Below are 17,380 nucleotides of genomic sequence, written 5' to 3' on the forward strand. Positions count from 1 at the left end.
ATCGCTGCTTATTTTCCCTTCGGAATCAGCAGGGTCCATCCGGGCTGCCAGGAGCCGCGGACGAGCATATTCAAACCGATCTTAGGCACACCGAAGCGATGGTTCTGCACAAGGGAAATCACCCACTCCGCTGCGGTGGCGCCCATCTCCCGCCTGTTTGAGTGAATGCCCGCCCAATCCGGGAGGTCGTCGTCAACCGCGAGATGAACAATGCCGACATCCTCCGGCACACGTGCTCCCGTTGCCTTGACCCAGTTTCTCAGACGGCTGCTGGTGCCTACGACTACATCGGGCCGGTGACGGAACACCCAAGCTTGAACTTGCTTTTCCGAATCAAGCAAATCCGCCTCATTCTCTCCCTTGTAAAACAGGGGTGGTACTCGATCTGATTTTGCAGCCGTTGCGACGAAATGATATGCGATGGAACGAATCTCACGATGGGCAAACCAAATCACCTGTTCCGGCAGACAGATTCCGATACGCCGATAGCCGTGGCGCCGCAACACTTTGAGTGCGAGCAGCAGGTTGAAATTCATGTCTCCAATGACTTGATGCAGACGGGGCGCCAGCAAGTTTCCTCCCAGGGAAACACAAGCCTGGTGATCCCACTTGAGCCGGAGATGCTTTGCCGGATGCGTCACAATGACGCCTTCAATGCCGCGTTGCCAAAGAATCTGGGAAATACGCTGCATCGTCATGCCCCGTTCCCGGGTCCAGATTTCCTCGATTCGATAACCGAGTTCCAGAGCCCGTTCCCGCGCACCTTCAATGAGGGGGGTGTGAAATTTATATTTCTGCCAGGCGTCTTTTTCAATGGTGGTGTTCAACCAGGCGATCGGCAGCAGCTCCTTGGATTTGGCTCCCCTGACGCTCTCCATCAAAACCGTCATCCGGGCATCGGGCGCATAGCCCAGTCGTTTGGCAATGCGAAGAACCCGTTCCCGCGTTATCTTGCTGACCCCCGGTCTGTTCTGCAGGGCATAACCCACGCAGGTCTTGGAAATTCCAGCCGCCCTGGCCACATCACCCAAGCTGACTTTTGAAGATTTCCTTTTCTTCATCAAATTGAAGTCCTGCTAAAAGGGGTCAAAGCATATTTTTATGCCGATGCTTCCTTCCGTGGGCGGCCCACGGGCCGTAGCGTTGATTCCAGCCCCAACTGCTTGGCCGTCCGCTGGGCCCAGTCCGGGTCACCCATCGGCACTCCGCGTTCCCGGCTGCGTCGGATCGCCGCCAACTCCTTCTCAGTCTGCGCACGATTTACCAACCGCACCCAGTCGTCTGGAATCCTCACCGGCCAGTCCGATAGCATCTGCTTTAGTGTCACCTCATCGTGAACCCGTACCCATAAGGAACCCCAACGCCATTCCTCGGCTTTGTCAACCAGTTGCGCACGAAGCGCATTACGCTCGACGTAACGGCAAACCTTCAGGAAATGTTCGTCTCGTTGAATCGGGAAGCTCTTGAAGCGCCCTTGGTAGAGGTGCCCTCGACCGCGCGAGCGCCTGTGCGCATGCCACCGGGCTGCGTGTGTCTGCGTCAACCACTGCATGAAGCATGACAGAACACCCTCAGCCTTCGGCCAAAGCACCAGGTGGAAGTGATTGGGCATGAGGCAATACGCGCAAATCCGCATCTCTGAAAATCTTTCGCTTGCCTCTGCGAGCACACGCTCAAAGGCTTGGTAGTCACTCGCATCCTCGAAGAGTTGGATTTGGCCCCATGTGCGATTCATCACATGGTAGGCAATACCAGCTCCGGAGAGTCGAGGACGACGCGCCATATCCCCCATGCTGCCAAACAAGTATCCCATCAGCAATAAAAATATGCTTTGACCCCTTTTTCAACCGATTCGCGCAGCGGCCAGGTTCATTTCAGTTTCCTGTGATTCTTCCTTCCCCTGCCCGCGCGGCATGGTCGCCCCCGGCCAGAGTTCGATCCGGTTCGGCGCGCCGGGTTTGAGCCATGGAGTCAGATTAATATCGACCCGCGTCCCAAAATCCGCGCCGTAGCAGCTGTAATAAAACGGATGGCCGTTGACCATGACAAGTCCCAGCCATTGGTTGGCAGGCATTTCCAGATGCAGAAAAACATTTTTGTTTTGCCATGAGGCCGGGACGTCCACATCACACACCAGATATTTGCCTCTCACCTTACCGGGCAGCAAGGCAGGCTTCGTCGTCTTCCGATCCGCAGCCACCACCTGCCAGCCTTGCAGGAGATCCCGAGGCTCATCCAGCATCGGTTCCGCAGCCAGCCAGACCGCTCCACTGATGCCGCGAAACGCGCCGCCGGACGCTACTTTGACAGACAGGACATTCTCCCCCTGCTTGAGAAGGTCGGTTACATCAAAGTTTAACGTCTCGGTGTCGCGTTTGGGACTGTAATCCGTGATGTGTTTGCCGTTGAGCGCAAACTCCGCGCGGTCATACGCGATTGCATGCCAGCTATACAACCCAAGCGCCACGCGATGTTGCGCCCACGACAAAGGCGCGCTGAACTTAAAACGGTAGTACGCGGTTCCTTTGTAGTCCTTCAACGGCTCCGACTGAAGATTCCAAAGGCCGGGTTTCATGTCCGCCCACTTGCTGTCATTAAAGCCGGGCAACTGCCAATGCGTGTCCGCAGGCTTTGGCGCGGAAGGATCATCGGCGGTCATGAATTTCCATTGCTCCACCGCAACGGTTTCCATTCCAACCGGATCCGACGCTTTGATCGGGTTGTTGGAAGCGATACTGACCGCCCCCTTGGTGTCCGGAATGCGTTTCCAGTAGCGTGTTTTTTCATCCCACCATGAGGAGAGGCCGCCAGCCAGACTCGCGCGCTTGACCCCGAAGACCCTGTTTTCCCGGTCTGCAATTGTAATGTTAGGGATCGTCACCTGACCGTCCGCGTATGTGAACGGGACAGGATCACCCGAAATCATGTCCCAGACCTGGTCCGGCTGTTGTTCAACCGTCATCGATAGCGAGGCCGTCAACGCGCCTTTTCCAAAATTGCTGGCAACGAGCCATTCCTGAAGCCCGTTTTTGGTGATGAACTTCCGGGTCCAGGCATCTGGACTGCTGCTGTTTGTGCTGTGTGGTACTTTGAGATCCGTAAAAAGGTGTTCGACGAACTCCCGGTTGCCATGCCAAAAGTCGGCGCCAATAACAATAACGCGCCCCTGCCCAAGATTGCGATAGCCGATTGCCGTGCTGCCATCCTTCCATTTCGCAAGCGAAACTGTGCCGGATCCTTCCGAGTGCAATGAAAGCGGCCCGCCACAGGGAAACGTCCTGTCCTTCCAGTCGCGAAAAACGATCGGATCATGCCCAAACTGAAAGCTGCCGCCTGTATTGGTATTGGCAGCAACGCGGAACCCCGTGAGCTTTGAAATCGGCCAACTGTCCGGCTCTGTCGTCGTATGCCTGCCGGTGTTGTGCAGGGCGACAAACGTCCCGCCCGCCTCGACGTAGCGTTGCAACGCCTCAATGAGATCGGGATCAGTAAATGTGCTGCCGCAATCAACCAACACCGGGTAGTCGTTGACTTTGCCGTTCAATATCTCGCGCTCGGTCACATAGACGTTGTCGAAATGCGCGGCCTGCAACTCGCCGCGGCCCATGTCCCAGTTCCAGGGCGTACTATCGCCAAGCCGGCTCGTCACCACGGTGCGGAACAGGGCTATTGTCGGCTTCTCGCGCAGGGCCTTCCCCACCAAACGCAATGCATTCTTGTGCTGCGTGAACCAGCCGTCTTTCTGCTCGCGCTGGATAAAATCCTCAATATCCCAGAACAAGATCAAGCTTCCATCGCCATCAAAGAGCACCCAGCTCAGCAACCGTGTCAGGTCGGATCCCTGCGGCGTGCCCGCCGATTCACCAGTGGCATAAAAGTCGTCCACAAATCCAAGACCGGGCCACCACGGAAAATACCAGGCTTCGCGGCCGGTGTTTTGCACGCTCAAACCGTAGTCATGCGCCAGGTCGGCAATCTGGTCACCCATGTCCCAAATGTCGTTCGAGGCCAGCCCCATGGCGCGGTCCGGATCGATCCGCCGCGCGTCGCGAAAAACCGTATCATGAAGGGCGTACAAACTGTACCTTTGCCACGTCGTGACATCGACAAATTGGGCGTTCCGTTGCGCCCCAAGATACGGGTAGAACGACGGCTTTGTGGCCGTAAAAAAGATCGGCCCAAAAACCTTGTCCTCGCCCGCGACCAATAACACCAGTTCATTGGCTCCAGCGCGTAGAAGTCCTGTAACATCCAGATCAAACGGGCCGTAGTCCCTGCCATTGGCGGGTTTCTGCTCGCCAAGATCCTTTCCATTAAGCCAGACATGGGCCGAACCGCGCATCGGAGCCACGTCGCACACAAGCCAAACTTTTTGGCCGGAGTGTTGCGAAGGCCACTGGCCCGGATCAAACGCCGCCTTGTAATAAGCCAGGTGCCAGGGCAGCGTCACCTGTTGTTGCGAGGGCGGCATCTCCACCCGGAACCAGTCTGCAGAAGCATCGGGAACTCCGCCCTTGTCGGCGTCACCCGCCTTATCTGCTTTCTCTTTAGGCAACCACGACCAACCGCCATTGATTTGGAAGCAATCCTCATTCAGGTTGCCATAAAACCCGTGTACATCGGGAATAAACACCTGCTGCCAGGAGCTAAAATGCGTCGGGTCACCGAACCAGCGCCGGCCCATATCGGCGAGGCTGTAGCCTTTGACCTGGCTCAGGTAGTTGCGAAAGCTTTCCTGTCCGAGCGGAGAATAGTCCAGATTTTCCGTCGAACGCAGGTGGCACCCAAGTTCGGCTCCCGGCATCCCCGAATAGATCTGCCAGCCGCCGACTGCGGGGCTGTTGCCGTAGCGCTGCATGGCCTGCTTTTGAAAATTCAGGCAGGTATCGCGCTCAAGATCTGACGGCGTCCCGAAACTTTGACAAAGGAGATTGGTAAGAGCCGGCATGCCGCCCCATCCGATATTCAAGACGCTCGGATCGAACTGCGCCATCGCAGTGGGAAACTGGTTGTGCATCCAAAACGGCATTCCACCTCCCACCTGAATACTCGGAACGATCATCCCTTTCTGCAACTCAGCCTGGCGCACTTCATAATCCGACATCGCCCACTGTACAACACCGGGAGCTGGCGAAGCTGTGTTAAAACCAAGGTCCTGAAAAGCCACGCCACCCAAGCCCAGTTTTTGTACAAACGGCCAATGACTGTCGAGCCCGCAGCCTCGCGGAGAATTCATCGGATGCAGATAGAACTTGACCGCCTTGAGATCATAGAAGTCGAGCGTCTGTGGATACGCGGCCTGTGGCGAAGAAACCGCGACGCCCGTCCGCAACAACGGTTCGTTCGTCGCAGCGGCAGAAACGCCCGCGACATCCTCACCTCCAAGCGCCAGCACCTTGTTTTCAATCCGCGCTATCAGAACCGCCCCATAGGGCGGGTACTCACGAACAATCAACGGCTGTTTGGCGACGCGAATTTCAGCCGTCTTGACCTTGTCGCCCGCATCCCAAAATAAATCGGCCAGCAACTTGCCCATCAGGATGTCGGCATGGCCGGCGTCCTGGCACTGGAAAACAATCCGATTGGGGGCAAACTCCGTTTGCACCTTGCCATAGACCCGCAGATCAGCCTGCGACACAGGCCGTGCCGGCAATTCAGAGCTCCATGCGGCACTGGAATTAAAGAAAGAGAATACCAGGAAAGCTGCCAGCGCGAGACGCACATTATTACCTCTGACAAGATTCCGTCTCATTTCAAGACAGCCGTCACGGCCTGACTGAGGTTGATAAATGTACCGCCGGCGGTGGTTTCAAGTTTAACGGCTTTGACTTGATAAACCCAAGCACCCGCCGTGGAATCGGTGAAGGCGGTGACGCTTAAGGGCTTGTCGGTAATGCGGACAAAGGGGCCGTCCGGATTGGCACTGCGGAAAATCTGGTATCCCAAGGTTGCATCAGCCGAGGCCGTCCAATGTAAAACCGCATGGCTGGCGGCATCTCGCGTTGCGCTAAGCTCCGTGGGCGGCGTCACCGCAAACAGGCGCAGGGTGGGATCACCCATCAAGGCAATATGAGTTTGATGGTCACCCTCAGTATGCGGCAGATAGATGCCGTTTTTATCATTATTCTGGGTCAATCGGAGCGCCTCTCCGATGGTTCCGCCCATCGCCATGGTATGCATGAACCAATTTGGAATGCCGGACCAGCCACTGACCAGCCCATAGCTCGTCGTCGCAAGGGGCGCTCGCAAAAGATTGTCCTTGGTATTCCAATCACCAAACCAACTTCCCCACAACAGAAAGAAAGCGGCCTTTGGATCCATGCCGGCAAAATCAGCGGTCCGGACAGGAGGATGCTTGTCTGTATCTGGCCGGTCTCTTCCGTATTGAATGGGATCACCTCCTCCGCATCCATAAAAACAGAGATAGGGATGATCCGCGACAGTGGCGAAGTTATCCTTGCCCGCGGTAATCCCGGCAGCGCCAAAGAAAGACGCCCAGTTGCGCCATCCGTTGGCAGCCAGAAAATATCCCTTTTCGCCAAAACGATCATCGATGAAGCCCTGGCGCGGCAGGACATTCACGGCGTAGCGATGTTTGTGGTCCTTGTCCAGATATTGCCGCAGCAGTTCGGTCTCGCCTTTTGCAAAGGCCGGCATGTTCCATAAATCGACGCGCCCCACTTCCAGCGTCACGGGCTTGGGAGGTTCGCTTTGATCGAACTTGCCATCGCCCGGAATATTTTTAACCAAGGGCCACCAGCCAGGGTGCGGATTATTGACGGTGTCATCTGTCCATGTGCCGACGGGATCGGCGTAATACATGTCGGCCGTCCATGCACCGTGGTGTTCCCCATGTCCATCCGGACTGATGTCGCCGGAATACGGCACCGGGATATGGCCAAACAGCAGAACAGACCGCACCTCGCCCGGAGCGGCATCATAGTCGGCCTTGATCAATTTTTTTACCGCCGTCACGGCTTCAAAATCGCTCACGCCCGTTTCGTTGGCGCCGCGGGGCACGTCATGCCGGATGACTGTCCAGCCGTCGCCGATGAGATCCTGCCTGAGCCGCGCAAGTTCCTCCGCCAGCGGTGCGGCCATGGTTTCATCCACCACCAGAATCAGCGTACCCCTGTGATCCGGGAGGGCAACACGGATGCCGGAACAAAGATACCCAAGACTGGCTGCGGAATCCCCCCAGTGGGAGGCGTATCCCCTGGCCATCTTGGTGATCCGGTATTCATACAGTACACCGACCTCCACATTGGCATCCGTCCAGCCCGTGGCTTTGGCGGGCAGCTTGATGGCAGGCCCCCATGCAGCATCGCCGCGAAGCTTGCGTTCCACCGTCCAGCCATTGGCCGCCGCGTCAACCGGCCATGCCAGCACAATGGCGGCAGGAAATTCAGTGACGGTGGCGCCGGCCTGCACCGCATGATCCTCCACTGTCTCTGCAATAGCGCTACAGCACATGCCAGGCCCCAGAACCAGCAATGCCGCCTGGACGCCGACAATGCGGGTGAAGCAGGATAAAAATCGAATCATGGAATTTCCTCCAAGGATAGCTCTGCGTTATCCATATGCATCAAAATGATGCGGCCCTTTAAAAAAATCACACGGTCAAGGGCTGGTCAAAATCAGGTCCCCCACGATATCCACCCGCTTGGAGCTGGCATCACCGAACCAGGTCATGAAACTTTTACGGCCTTTCCCATCGTCTTCATTCAAAAGCATGGTCAGCCCAAGATCCGCCCCGACCGAGGGCTTGAAAGGGGCAAGGCGCGACCAGGGAAACACCACCACATAGGTCATGGAACCGCTCTTTTCATCCTTGCGTTTGGCGCTGACAAGAATGTCCCTGGCGTCTCCGACCGGAGCCGCTGCGTCGGCGCTGAGGAAACAAAACGCCTGCGGGCCCTTTTTCCCAACCGCGACGCCATAATCATATTTCCCGACGCTTTCTTCCATTGCGCGGCAGGGATCGACGAGGAACTGCAGGCTGTCCTGCTGCCAGATCGCGCCATCCTCCTGCAAGCTGCCTGCGATATCATCGGTCACTTCAACACCCGCATACAGGTATTTGTCGTCCCAAAGGAAGCGGATCGTCCCGGAAAGATCCTCCGGCCCCTTCCATGAGGCAATCTTGGGATCATAGGAAAAATATTGGCGCTTTTCGTCAATCTTTTCAACCGGCGCCTTCTTCCAATCGGGCGAGTCAAGTGTTCCGTCCAGCTTGACTTCGCCGCCGGCCTTGGGAACCGCGACAAAACCCGCAACATACCTCTCACTTGCCGTATTCCGGTCCGAAGCATCGGTCACGCCGGCATGAACACGGTAAACCGTTTGCGAATCCGTTCCGGCAAGAGGCAGCACAAATTCCTTTTGCGCCCCGCCCTCGATGTTTAACTGGCCGTTGGCCGCTTCGGTAAAATGGGCGTCTGACACCGGGGCGGACTCGCCGTATCTTCCGTCACTGAGCGGAAGCTGATTCAGCAATGAAACTTCCCACGAAACATTCTGGCTTTTCTGGCCGTTGTTTTTGAGGATTAACTTCACCCCGGGCGGCTTGCCGTCAACTGAGGGAACAGGCAGGATCTGCTCCGTAAGCTGGCCCGTCACCGGCGGACGCAGATAAAGTTCCCCCTGCCGGTTCTCCTTGTTTCCAAGCGTCACCTTGATATCCGCTTGGCGCACCGTGGTCGCTTCCGGGCAGGTCACGGTAAATTTGACCTCCTTGCCGGAAACGCTCTTTTTCACCTGCCAGAATGGCGGGGCGACAAGATCGATATCGTCAGCCGTGGCGCCGGACAGGCGGACCGTGACATCGCTCGAAGCCGCGCGGACCATGCCTGACGGAACTGAAACCGTTGCCAACGGCTCTCCGAGATTCGCCGCCAACGGTGTTGTTCCATCGTAAAGAAGGAGCAGTGGCTCTTCATCAATACTCAGAGTCACGCCCTTTCCACCTGGATTCAGGTCTCGATGCTCCCCGCCAATGCGGATGACCTGAAGCTTCTTCACATCGGGTAACGGCAAAAAAACATCCTTGCGCCCCTTATCCTTCCAAATGATCTGCAGTTGGCGGTTGTCGCGGTCGCGGAAAAGAAAGGCATGAATATCATCGCCATATTGCTTCTGCTCCACGAATTTTTTGATGCAAATGGCATTGACCAGGTCGTAGTAGGTCACCCCGGTCAACCTCGGCGCATACTGGAGATAGCGCGAGTCGATTACGTTGAAGGATTCACCGCTGCTGCCGATCAGCTTGGCGTCGCCATCGGGATAAAACAGATCGAACCACGAGATGTTCACGCCGCCCCCGGCGAAAAACAGGGCGAATTTTCTGATCATGTCGATGGCGACGATGTTCCGGCTCACACCCTGGCTGTTAAGCCCGATTTCCGTGGACCAAATCTGTTTTGCATCGCCGTATTTTTTGAAAAGCTTTTGATAACCTGGGAACGCGTCCGCCACATTCCGGGGAGCCTCGTAACAGTGGAAGTCATAGGCATCGCAGTATTTGCCGAAACCGGCCTTGAAGAATTCCTCAGTCCCCCCGATCGACGTACCCACAACAAACACGGAAGGATCGGTTTTCTTCGCCTCTTCGTAGATGGCCTTGTACGCCTGGACATCGGCGGGAATGCGGTCCGCGAGCACGGCGGGTTCGTTCCCCAGTGAAAGAATGAACGGCTCCGCCATTTTCCGGTAGGTCGTAATCAGGTTGCGCGTGCCTTCGCGGAGCGCCTTCTCATCATACTTTTCCCAATCCTGTCCATGTCCTTCTATCGTTCCGCTCGGCACTCCAAAAATGGCGCCCATCTTGTATTTTTCCACCAGCTCGATGCAGGGCGCATTCGGCTTGTACGGCGGGGTCGGCGCCCAGCCGCTCCAGATGCACATGATCCGGATGCCGATGCGGTGCGCGATCTCGAAAGTCTCGCCAATACGTCCGTCCCAATTGCGGCTGGAAAATGGAATCTCCGCGGCCTTGTAACTGTTGGCGGCCGCCTCCGGCTCGATCACAAAAGAACTGTAATTGCGGTAGGGCTCGTCCCCGGCGCGGGCAATCTCGCCGTGGATTTCGTAATACTTGCCGATTTCCAGCGGAATCTTTCCGAAATCAACCGTACCTTCATAGGGCGTGCGCCCATTCCGCAGGCCCGGCGCCTTTGCCAGTTGCACGGCAATGGGCTCTGCCTGCTCCGCACCCCAATAATCCGTCAAAATACAACTGACAGTCACTTGGTCCGCGGGCAGCGGCTTGGTCGTCTCAACGGTGACTTTGAACGCCCGCGAATCTTCCGGATAAAGAAAATGCCCGTGGCCGTCATGGGAGAAATACATCCGGTCTATCGGACTGGGCTCGCGGACAACGGCAGAAAGGAGCGACGCGGAAATTTCGTCGATCCAAAATTTGCCCGAGGCCTTGTTGATTTGGATGCGCACCCGGGCCGAATCGGCGCCGCGAGGCGGCTGCAACTGTTTGCTAATGGGTTGCCAGGCATGCAGGCCGTATATATCGGCCAGTGTCACTTGATCCAGAACGGTGTTTCCGGAGAGATATTCCAGAGTCACGACGCCGTCAAAGGAGGAATCCGGCGATTTCAAGTCCGACTTGCAGGCCAGATCCATCTTCCAGGCGCCCGGGGTGATTCTAAACGCCGGGCTGGCCGCCGAACACGGTTTCCCGGATTCCTCGGGTGTGCGGCCCAGCATCAGCGAATTTTTACCCTTGAAGCCCTGGGTTGTATCAATCGTGACATTCCCCTGGCTGGTCCAGCCTGCGGGCAACTCGGTGCCGCCCTCAAAATCATTTTTCAAGACCGCAGGGACATCTGCCGCGCAGACGGGCAGGCTCCATGAAAAAGCGGCCGCAAAAGCGAGCGCAGCGCAAACAAAAAGGCTCCGTTTTGACCCCTTTGGCACAAGCATGGAGGTTGAGGATTTTTGATTCATACGGCGGCTATTTATTATGATGATTGAAGGTGAAAAGGAACACACGAAGAGACAGGCGGAGTTTTGAACCGGGCAACTTCACAAGAGTTCCAACTTTTGACGTTTAAAGTTTAGCCTGCTTATTTCACACGCGTCACGAGAATTCTCCTCCTGGTGTTTTTACCCGTTGGCGGGAACAAAAATACCGGGGATAAGCAGGCTCTTGCAAAACCGCCTCAAGATAAAAAGATTCTGTTTCAAGACAATTTCCAATTCAAGCGGTTTTGCTTTTAACCCGGATGTTGTCATGCCGTCATTTTACATGGTCTTTTGACAACACCCTCTTCAAGGGCTTTCAGAAGCGCTTGAGCATCCGGGTTGGGTCAATTGAAAATTAAGATACTTTTTACATCTAATATTTTAAAAACATCCGGCTATGACGCAACGTGCTGCAAAAGGCGTTTATTGCACGATTCTTATATGTCGATAAGAGTAATAGATATGTATTTGCAGCCGCTAATACATCCGGAACGAACAACTACAAGCCGAAGCGATTCGGGTACCCATGCGGTCGGCTACTCATGGGTGCGCGGGATGCACGGGGGCAATGTGAGTGGCGCAGTGATTCCTGATCCATAAACCTCCACCTTCCACCCAAAACACCAAAAAATAAAAATAAAAAACATGAACAAAACAACAAAACGAATAATTCAAGCCCTCGTGCTTGTTTTCGCCTCCCTGGGCACGGTCAAGGCCCAATCGGACATCAACCTCAGCGGTTACACGCTGAAATTCCAGGACGAGTTCAACACCGTGAGCGTCACGACCGCTTCTCCCAAGGGGTCTTCCACCTGGTATTATGTACCCCCCTACGGCGCGGCTGGAGCCTACTCCGCCTCGCAATGGGACGCTGCCGCCTTTAGTGTAAGCGGTGGCATTCTATTGGACAAAGCCTGGCTGGACGCTTCCAGCAAATGGCATTCGGGAAACCTTTCCTCGGTGGATACCACGAGGGCGGGTTTTTCACAACAGTGGGGCTATTTTGAAGCCCGCTGCCAGATGCCGAATTCCGGCACTGGTGCATGGCCGGGTTTCTGGCTGGGTGAAACCAACTGGGGGCAAGGGGTACAGGGCGAGGAAATCGACATCTTTGAGTGGTATGGCGTTTGTATTCCCAACAATCAAAACTTTGTCGCCGAGAACACCCATAACTGGAACACGGATGGCACACAGAATACGTCAGTCTCTTACCTGAGTGCTCCGCAAACCCCGCTGCCCGGCGGCGCGTTTCCGTGGCAGGGATATCACATTTACGGCTGCCTGATCGACCCGGTGCATCTCACCTGGTATATCGACGGCATCCAGGTGAACCAGATTGCAACTCCGACATCCTATATAACCGCCCCCTTTTATATCATGCTCGATTACGCCCTCGGGGGTGGCTGGCCGTTGACGGGCATGGTTAATAATTCCACCTTTAACGTGGATTGGGTCCGTGTGTATTCGCTTCCACCCGCCACACTGACAAATGGCAGGTCCTATCAGTTGGAACCCGCAAATGCCGTTGGCATGCGGCTGGATGTGACCGGAAATGTGGATGCCAATGGAACCAACGTCGAAATCTGGACCGCCAATGGAAGCCCCGGACAGAAGTGGACGCTGATTGACAACCATGACGGAACCTGGGGTCTGGCTCCCGTATGCGCCCCGTCGCGTCGGCTGGATGTGACCGGAAACGTCGATGCCAATGGAACCAACGTCGAAATCTGGATCGCAAACGGCAGCCTGGGCCAGAAGTGGGCACTGACGGACAACCACGACGGCACGTACAGTTTGACACCTTCAATCGCACCGTCACGCCGGTTGGATGTAACCGGAAACGGAAAGACGCGCGGAACCAACGTCGAAATCTGGATCTCGAACGGCAGCGCAGGCCAAAAATGGCTGCTATTCTAAAACGATAAGCATCCAAAAAACCTGATTGTCGGCCCTGCCGGGCCGGCAATCAGGAGGCGGGAAGCACCCAATCAATCCCTCTTCGATAGAAGGGGAGCGGATCGCCATGACCCAGAAAACAACACACGCCGATGCGGTCGCCGTGGCGACCTTTCCGCCCCTCTTGATATAGGGGGTTTGGCCTCGCAATGATGCACGAACATGCGGCAGAATAAATACAATATGCTCTAACAACGTTGTTTTATCAGGCGCGCCGGGACCCCGCCCATCACGGAAAACGGCTCAACTCGGCCGCGAACAACACTGCCGGCCGCAATGACACTCCCGCGTCCAATCTTCGCTCCATCGAGAATCGTAACATTGGCGCCGATCCAAACATCATCCTCGATGCTGATTCCCTCGGTTGTGACGCCTTGCGCGTAGATGGGTGTGGCCGGGTCTGAGAAAATGTGGTTCGACGCAACAATCACCACATGCGTGGCGATGCGAACATCCTTTCCGATGGAGACGCCCCCGTGTCCGTAGATGATGGAGTAGGGATTGACGGAACAGTTGTCTCCCATGTGGATAAAACCGCCGTACGGCAGAAGAAGCGCGCCATGATGGATCTGGCAATTCCCGCCGATTCGGATCACCCCTTGCGCGCCATCCAGCCGCGCCTCAGGAGCTATCAATGTGCCTTCGCCTATTGAAATGGCATTATCTCCTCCGGTGCGTGTGGCATGCCACCATTCGAAAGGTCTCATGGCTTGGCGCCTCCGGATACGGCATGCACACGGCTGAAAGCCCAGGGTACGGGCAACTCCGGATATGCAAGATTCGTCATCATTTTGATTGCCCCAAGATACATCAATGTTCCCCACATATCACTCTCGCTGCCGCCCCCGCTCATGCGGATGCCGCCGTGGATTTCCATGGCGCGTTCGTGATAAAATGTAAAACCACCATCGGTTTTCCAAACGGCCAGCAGCATGGGCAGGCGGCGGACCGCCCACTGCCGAAGTTCCTCAATGCGGTGGGATGTCCACTGCGCCGCCGAGTACGCCACAATGGCAAGGTCCAGGTCATTGCACGCAAATCCGCTTTCCCAACCGTAAAAGCTGTCGTCTTCGCAAGCGGCAAGGCAGGAATCCACCATTCGCTCCGGAAGGGAATAGGGCTCCTGGCTCAAATTCCATGATGACCGCAGCATGTGAAAGGTCCGGTTGATCGAAGGCGTGAATGGCGCAGTGACTCCGCCGGACGGCCAAAGGCCTGTCGCCGAATCCTGCTGCTCATGCAAAGCCTTGTTCAGCCAGAGCCACTGGCTTTCCGCTCCCGGTACGCCGAGGCGCAAGTTGGCGAGAATCAACCGCCCATAATCCCCCACGGTGTAGGGATGGTGGCACCCGCCGATCCAATCCGTGCGCTGCGAGAGGGTACCGGCGTTCTCCTTCGCCAAATAAGCAATGGGATGACGGAAATGGGTTCCGAGAGCTTCAAGCGCGGCCGAACTGGTCATCGTGAAAAAGGTGTCTCCGTCGCGAAGTCGGGAATCGTTCCCGGCTGCCTGCCGATTTTTCCAGGTTGGATCGGCAACAAGTCCGGTCCGCGGGTTCTGAAACGACTGCAGATGGTCCACCCACTGCGTTCTTTCCGCCGAGGACAGCGGCAAACCCAACATGACCCACAACTCAATGCCGCAAGTCGTCGCATTAAGTTCAACGGGGACGAGAGCATGCTCACAGAAGCTGAAGCCGGGTCCGCCGGAGTTACGCCTCCGTCTGAGCCACAAAGCCGCCCCTTCCCCGATTGTCCGGAGACGGAGTTCCAGCTCTGTCGGCGTCGAAGAGGCAAATGTCCTCATGTCAGGCTTTGATTATCGTCACATCAGGCCGATTCATGACACGCAGGTTCCGGAATACCATGTCCGTACGCATCATGCAGCGGATGGCGATATGCCCGCTACGCAGCACCGGGCCGTTGTTATCAAACGAATTGTCCATGACATCCATCACCGTAATGCCGTCAATCGCGCCGCGTATCCGGTCTCCTTCCTGCAAAAACTCAAACCGATACCAACGGTCAGGCTCCCAGCGCCGGTTTTCCATTTGAAAACACACCGGCTTAAACCAGGGGTTTTTCAGGACGGCGTGTGAAACAAGATCGTTCCGGACATCGAGCATTTCGCGGTAAAATTCCCAATGGTAATTGCGTACATCCTCCCAGCAGACCATCCGCATCGCCCCGTCGGAGCGCAAAAAGTAGTCCTTCATGAAGTCCTCACCCTGCATGCCCGATGCCTGCGCCATGAAAAGGCAAAGCCCTCCGGGTTTCAGAATTTTAAAATCGAAAGACGCATGCAGATCTCCCTCGAACACCTGGCGGCTCCAAAGATACGTGCGTGAAACATCAACCTTTGCCGGATCGAGGTCCGACTTTGACGGATCCAGCGAGTAATACACATCGAGAGACGGCGTCGTGACGCGGGTCCCCTCATCCGTGACATGCGTACTGGTGAGCGAACCCTGATGGTAAAAGGCAAGCATGTCCTCTTTTTTTGTCAGGGAAAGCGCAAGGGATTCCTTCCAGGCTGCATCAGGTTTCCAATCCAGTGCTTTCAATCCCTTGCCCTCATACATCCGTTCAAGGCTTTCCTGAAGCCCGGCGTCCAGGTCGGTCGTCTCCGCACGAAACGTCCCGCGCGCTTCGGCGGCGGACAAGGTCTTGTTGAAAAACGCAATGTCCGAATAAACAAGGGCGGGATTGCCTCCAAACAACATCAACCCGCACGTTTCACTCGGCAACGGAGACGGATAAGTGGTGTCATGCGTGGCAACCAACACACCGTTGGCATAGACGGAAAAAATTCCCTTCGGACGGTCCCAGGTCACTGTCATTTGATACCAATGCAGCCGGTGCATCTCAAAATGGCCCGCAGCGGCCACCGCACCCCGCCGACGCTGCCAATAAAGGTCGTTCCCCCCGTGAAACTTGGCGCTCAAACCCGGATGCCAATAGGCATCATAGCAAAGCGAGAACTGGGCTGGGCCGGTGTCCCGGACATTCTCACGGTCGCTCAAAAATGTATAGAGGCTGAACTTCGGGTTGGACGCCGCATGCGCCGGATAACGCGGCGCGGGATAAAGATCCTGCAACGGCAACACCCACATCGTGAGCGAACCCTGCGGCTCGTTCACCGTATGCTCGGGCAGAATAAACCGGCCGCGAATAGCGGGCAGATGAATGCCTTTGCGTCCCTTATGCTCGATGATGCGCAGCGATGAATCCTGAATGAGATTCGCAGCAGGAGGCTTTTCTCCAAAGCGGTAGGACAAGGCTGGTTGAATGGACATCTGTTACCTTTCTAAACTTCGATTTCCGCCATGCGGTAGAGGTTCCGGTCGCTGAAGATGTCGGTCCAGGCGCGGTCATCGGTGTAATGCTCCGGATCCAGCCGTTGGAGCAGTCCGAGTGTGCCCACCAAACACAAACCAATGTGCGGGTGCGACGAAAGGACATGCGCCCATGCCTTGTCGAAGCGGCCCAGCAGCCATTGCGAAAACCGCGCGACGCTCGCATCAATGTCAGCCGCCCGGTAATTGCCCGCCAGCGGCTTGCAAAAGTCGTAGGCGTAAAGGGCATCCAGGTCCAGATAGCTGAACCCTCCGGCCCCCTGATGCCAGTTCCCATCCCCGGTCTGCAGCGCCAGCACGCTGTCGATCACCTGTTTCGGATACGGAAAAACGCGGTGATGATGCTGATACATTGGCAGAATGTGCGCGGCGCCGCCCAGCGCCTGGTGCCGGTCGGCATGCGGCGTGCCTTTGCGCCACCAGCCGCTCTTCTCATCCAGATTGGCGTCCAGCCAGACAAAAACCGTGTCGATCCATTGTTTTGACGCATGCGAACTCAAGCTGAAACAGTGCATCCCGCCCCAGAACAGATGCGAGGCCGCCCATAGCGAGGACCAATCGACGGCGGTTTCCAGCCAGGGACCGACCTTTTCAGGCGTATCGAACGGCTCGTACAAGCGGATCGGATGCGCCATCTTTCCGGAAAGCAATCCGATGGCTCCAACGGCCGTTCCATTGGCATGAAGCTTGGAGTGATGGTTCAGGATTTGATAGCTGCCGTCAGCCGGATCCTGGAACGTGTTAAGGTAATCGACCCATTGCGCGCGTTGCGCCGCAGTGAGCGACTTGGAAAAGTCCTCTCCCATGATGGCGCGAAGCAGCGCGATGTCGGCCGAGGAGTAAAAGTGTCCGGATCGCGGGTCGCCTGCAACACCCCCGCTATAGTCCGCAGTGGGGATGTATCTGCCGTATCCCGTTTGCAGGTCGTGAAAGGACTCAAACCATTCCGTGATATCACGGCGGATGGAGCTGAGATCCATTTTGTTCTTTGCATGCGGGCTTGAGGCGGATGTTTTCATAATGGGTAAAAAGGCTACCAAGACAAAGCCGTGTCTGGCAAGTCCGACACATCCATGAGATAAATATGATTG

General features: G+C 56.1%; 10 protein-coding genes. 1 reads left to right on the top strand and 9 read right to left on the bottom strand.

Annotation, left to right across the window (positions count from 1 at the left end):
• Nucleotides 1–8 precede the first annotated feature (8 nt).
• The 5 genes from PHD76_14025 to PHD76_14045 all read right to left on the bottom strand — a co-directional run bounded on the left by PHD76_14025 (nucleotide 9) and on the right by PHD76_14045 (nucleotide 10,959).
• The gene (locus PHD76_14025; GenBank protein MDD5262957.1) at nucleotides 9–1,061 is read right to left on the bottom strand and encodes a LacI family DNA-binding transcriptional regulator; all 1,053 of its coding nucleotides are present in this window, start codon (nucleotides 1,059–1,061) and stop codon (nucleotides 9–11) included.
• A 38-nt stretch (nucleotides 1,062–1,099) separates the two neighbouring features.
• The gene (locus PHD76_14030) at nucleotides 1,100–1,813 is read right to left on the bottom strand and encodes a transposase (protein ID MDD5262958.1); all 714 of its coding nucleotides are present in this window, start codon (nucleotides 1,811–1,813) and stop codon (nucleotides 1,100–1,102) included.
• Between the two features lie 30 nt (nucleotides 1,814–1,843).
• Entirely contained in the window at nucleotides 1,844–5,638 is a 3,795-nt protein-coding gene (locus PHD76_14035; GenBank protein ID MDD5262959.1) for a beta-galactosidase, read from the bottom strand.
• 110 nt (nucleotides 5,639–5,748) lie between these two features.
• Nucleotides 5,749–7,545, bottom strand: coding sequence for a hypothetical protein (locus tag PHD76_14040; protein ID MDD5262960.1), 1,797 nt, complete (start codon nucleotides 7,543–7,545; stop codon nucleotides 5,749–5,751).
• 75 nt (nucleotides 7,546–7,620) lie between these two features.
• Nucleotides 7,621–10,959 carry a sugar-binding protein gene (locus tag PHD76_14045; protein MDD5262961.1) on the bottom strand — a complete coding sequence of 1,113 codons (3,339 nt, stop codon included), beginning with the start codon at nucleotides 10,957–10,959 and terminating at the stop codon, nucleotides 7,621–7,623.
• A gap of 663 nt (nucleotides 10,960–11,622) precedes the next feature.
• Here PHD76_14045 and PHD76_14050 point away from each other — a divergent pair.
• On the top strand, nucleotides 11,623–12,894 hold the full coding sequence (locus PHD76_14050) for an RICIN domain-containing protein (protein ID MDD5262962.1): 1,272 nt from the start codon (nucleotides 11,623–11,625) through the stop codon (nucleotides 12,892–12,894).
• A gap of 227 nt (nucleotides 12,895–13,121) precedes the next feature.
• On the opposite strand, the gene PHD76_14055 is transcribed toward PHD76_14050, so the two are convergent.
• From PHD76_14055 to PHD76_14070, 4 genes are all read right to left on the bottom strand, one after another.
• Nucleotides 13,122–13,640: an acyltransferase gene (locus tag PHD76_14055; GenBank protein ID MDD5262963.1), complete on the bottom strand. Its 519-nt coding sequence runs from the start codon at nucleotides 13,638–13,640 to the stop codon at nucleotides 13,122–13,124.
• Nucleotides 13,637–14,740, bottom strand: a complete 1,104-nt coding sequence (locus PHD76_14060; protein ID MDD5262964.1) for a hypothetical protein — start codon at nucleotides 14,738–14,740, stop codon at nucleotides 13,637–13,639. Before PHD76_14060 ends, PHD76_14055 begins: the two co-directional genes overlap by 4 nt.
• 1 nt (nucleotide 14,741) lies before the next feature.
• A complete protein-coding gene (locus tag PHD76_14065) occupies nucleotides 14,742–16,229 on the bottom strand; it encodes a DUF1961 family protein (GenBank protein ID MDD5262965.1) in 1,488 nt (495 codons plus the stop codon).
• Between the two features lie 11 nt (nucleotides 16,230–16,240).
• The coding region (locus tag PHD76_14070) for a hypothetical protein (protein MDD5262966.1) at nucleotides 16,241–17,380 on the bottom strand (1,140 nt) is incomplete at its 5' end.

It is taken from the genome of Candidatus Methylacidiphilales bacterium (assembly GCA_028713655.1).
Taxonomy (GTDB): domain Bacteria; phylum Verrucomicrobiota; class Verrucomicrobiia; order Methylacidiphilales; family JAAUTS01; genus JAQTNW01.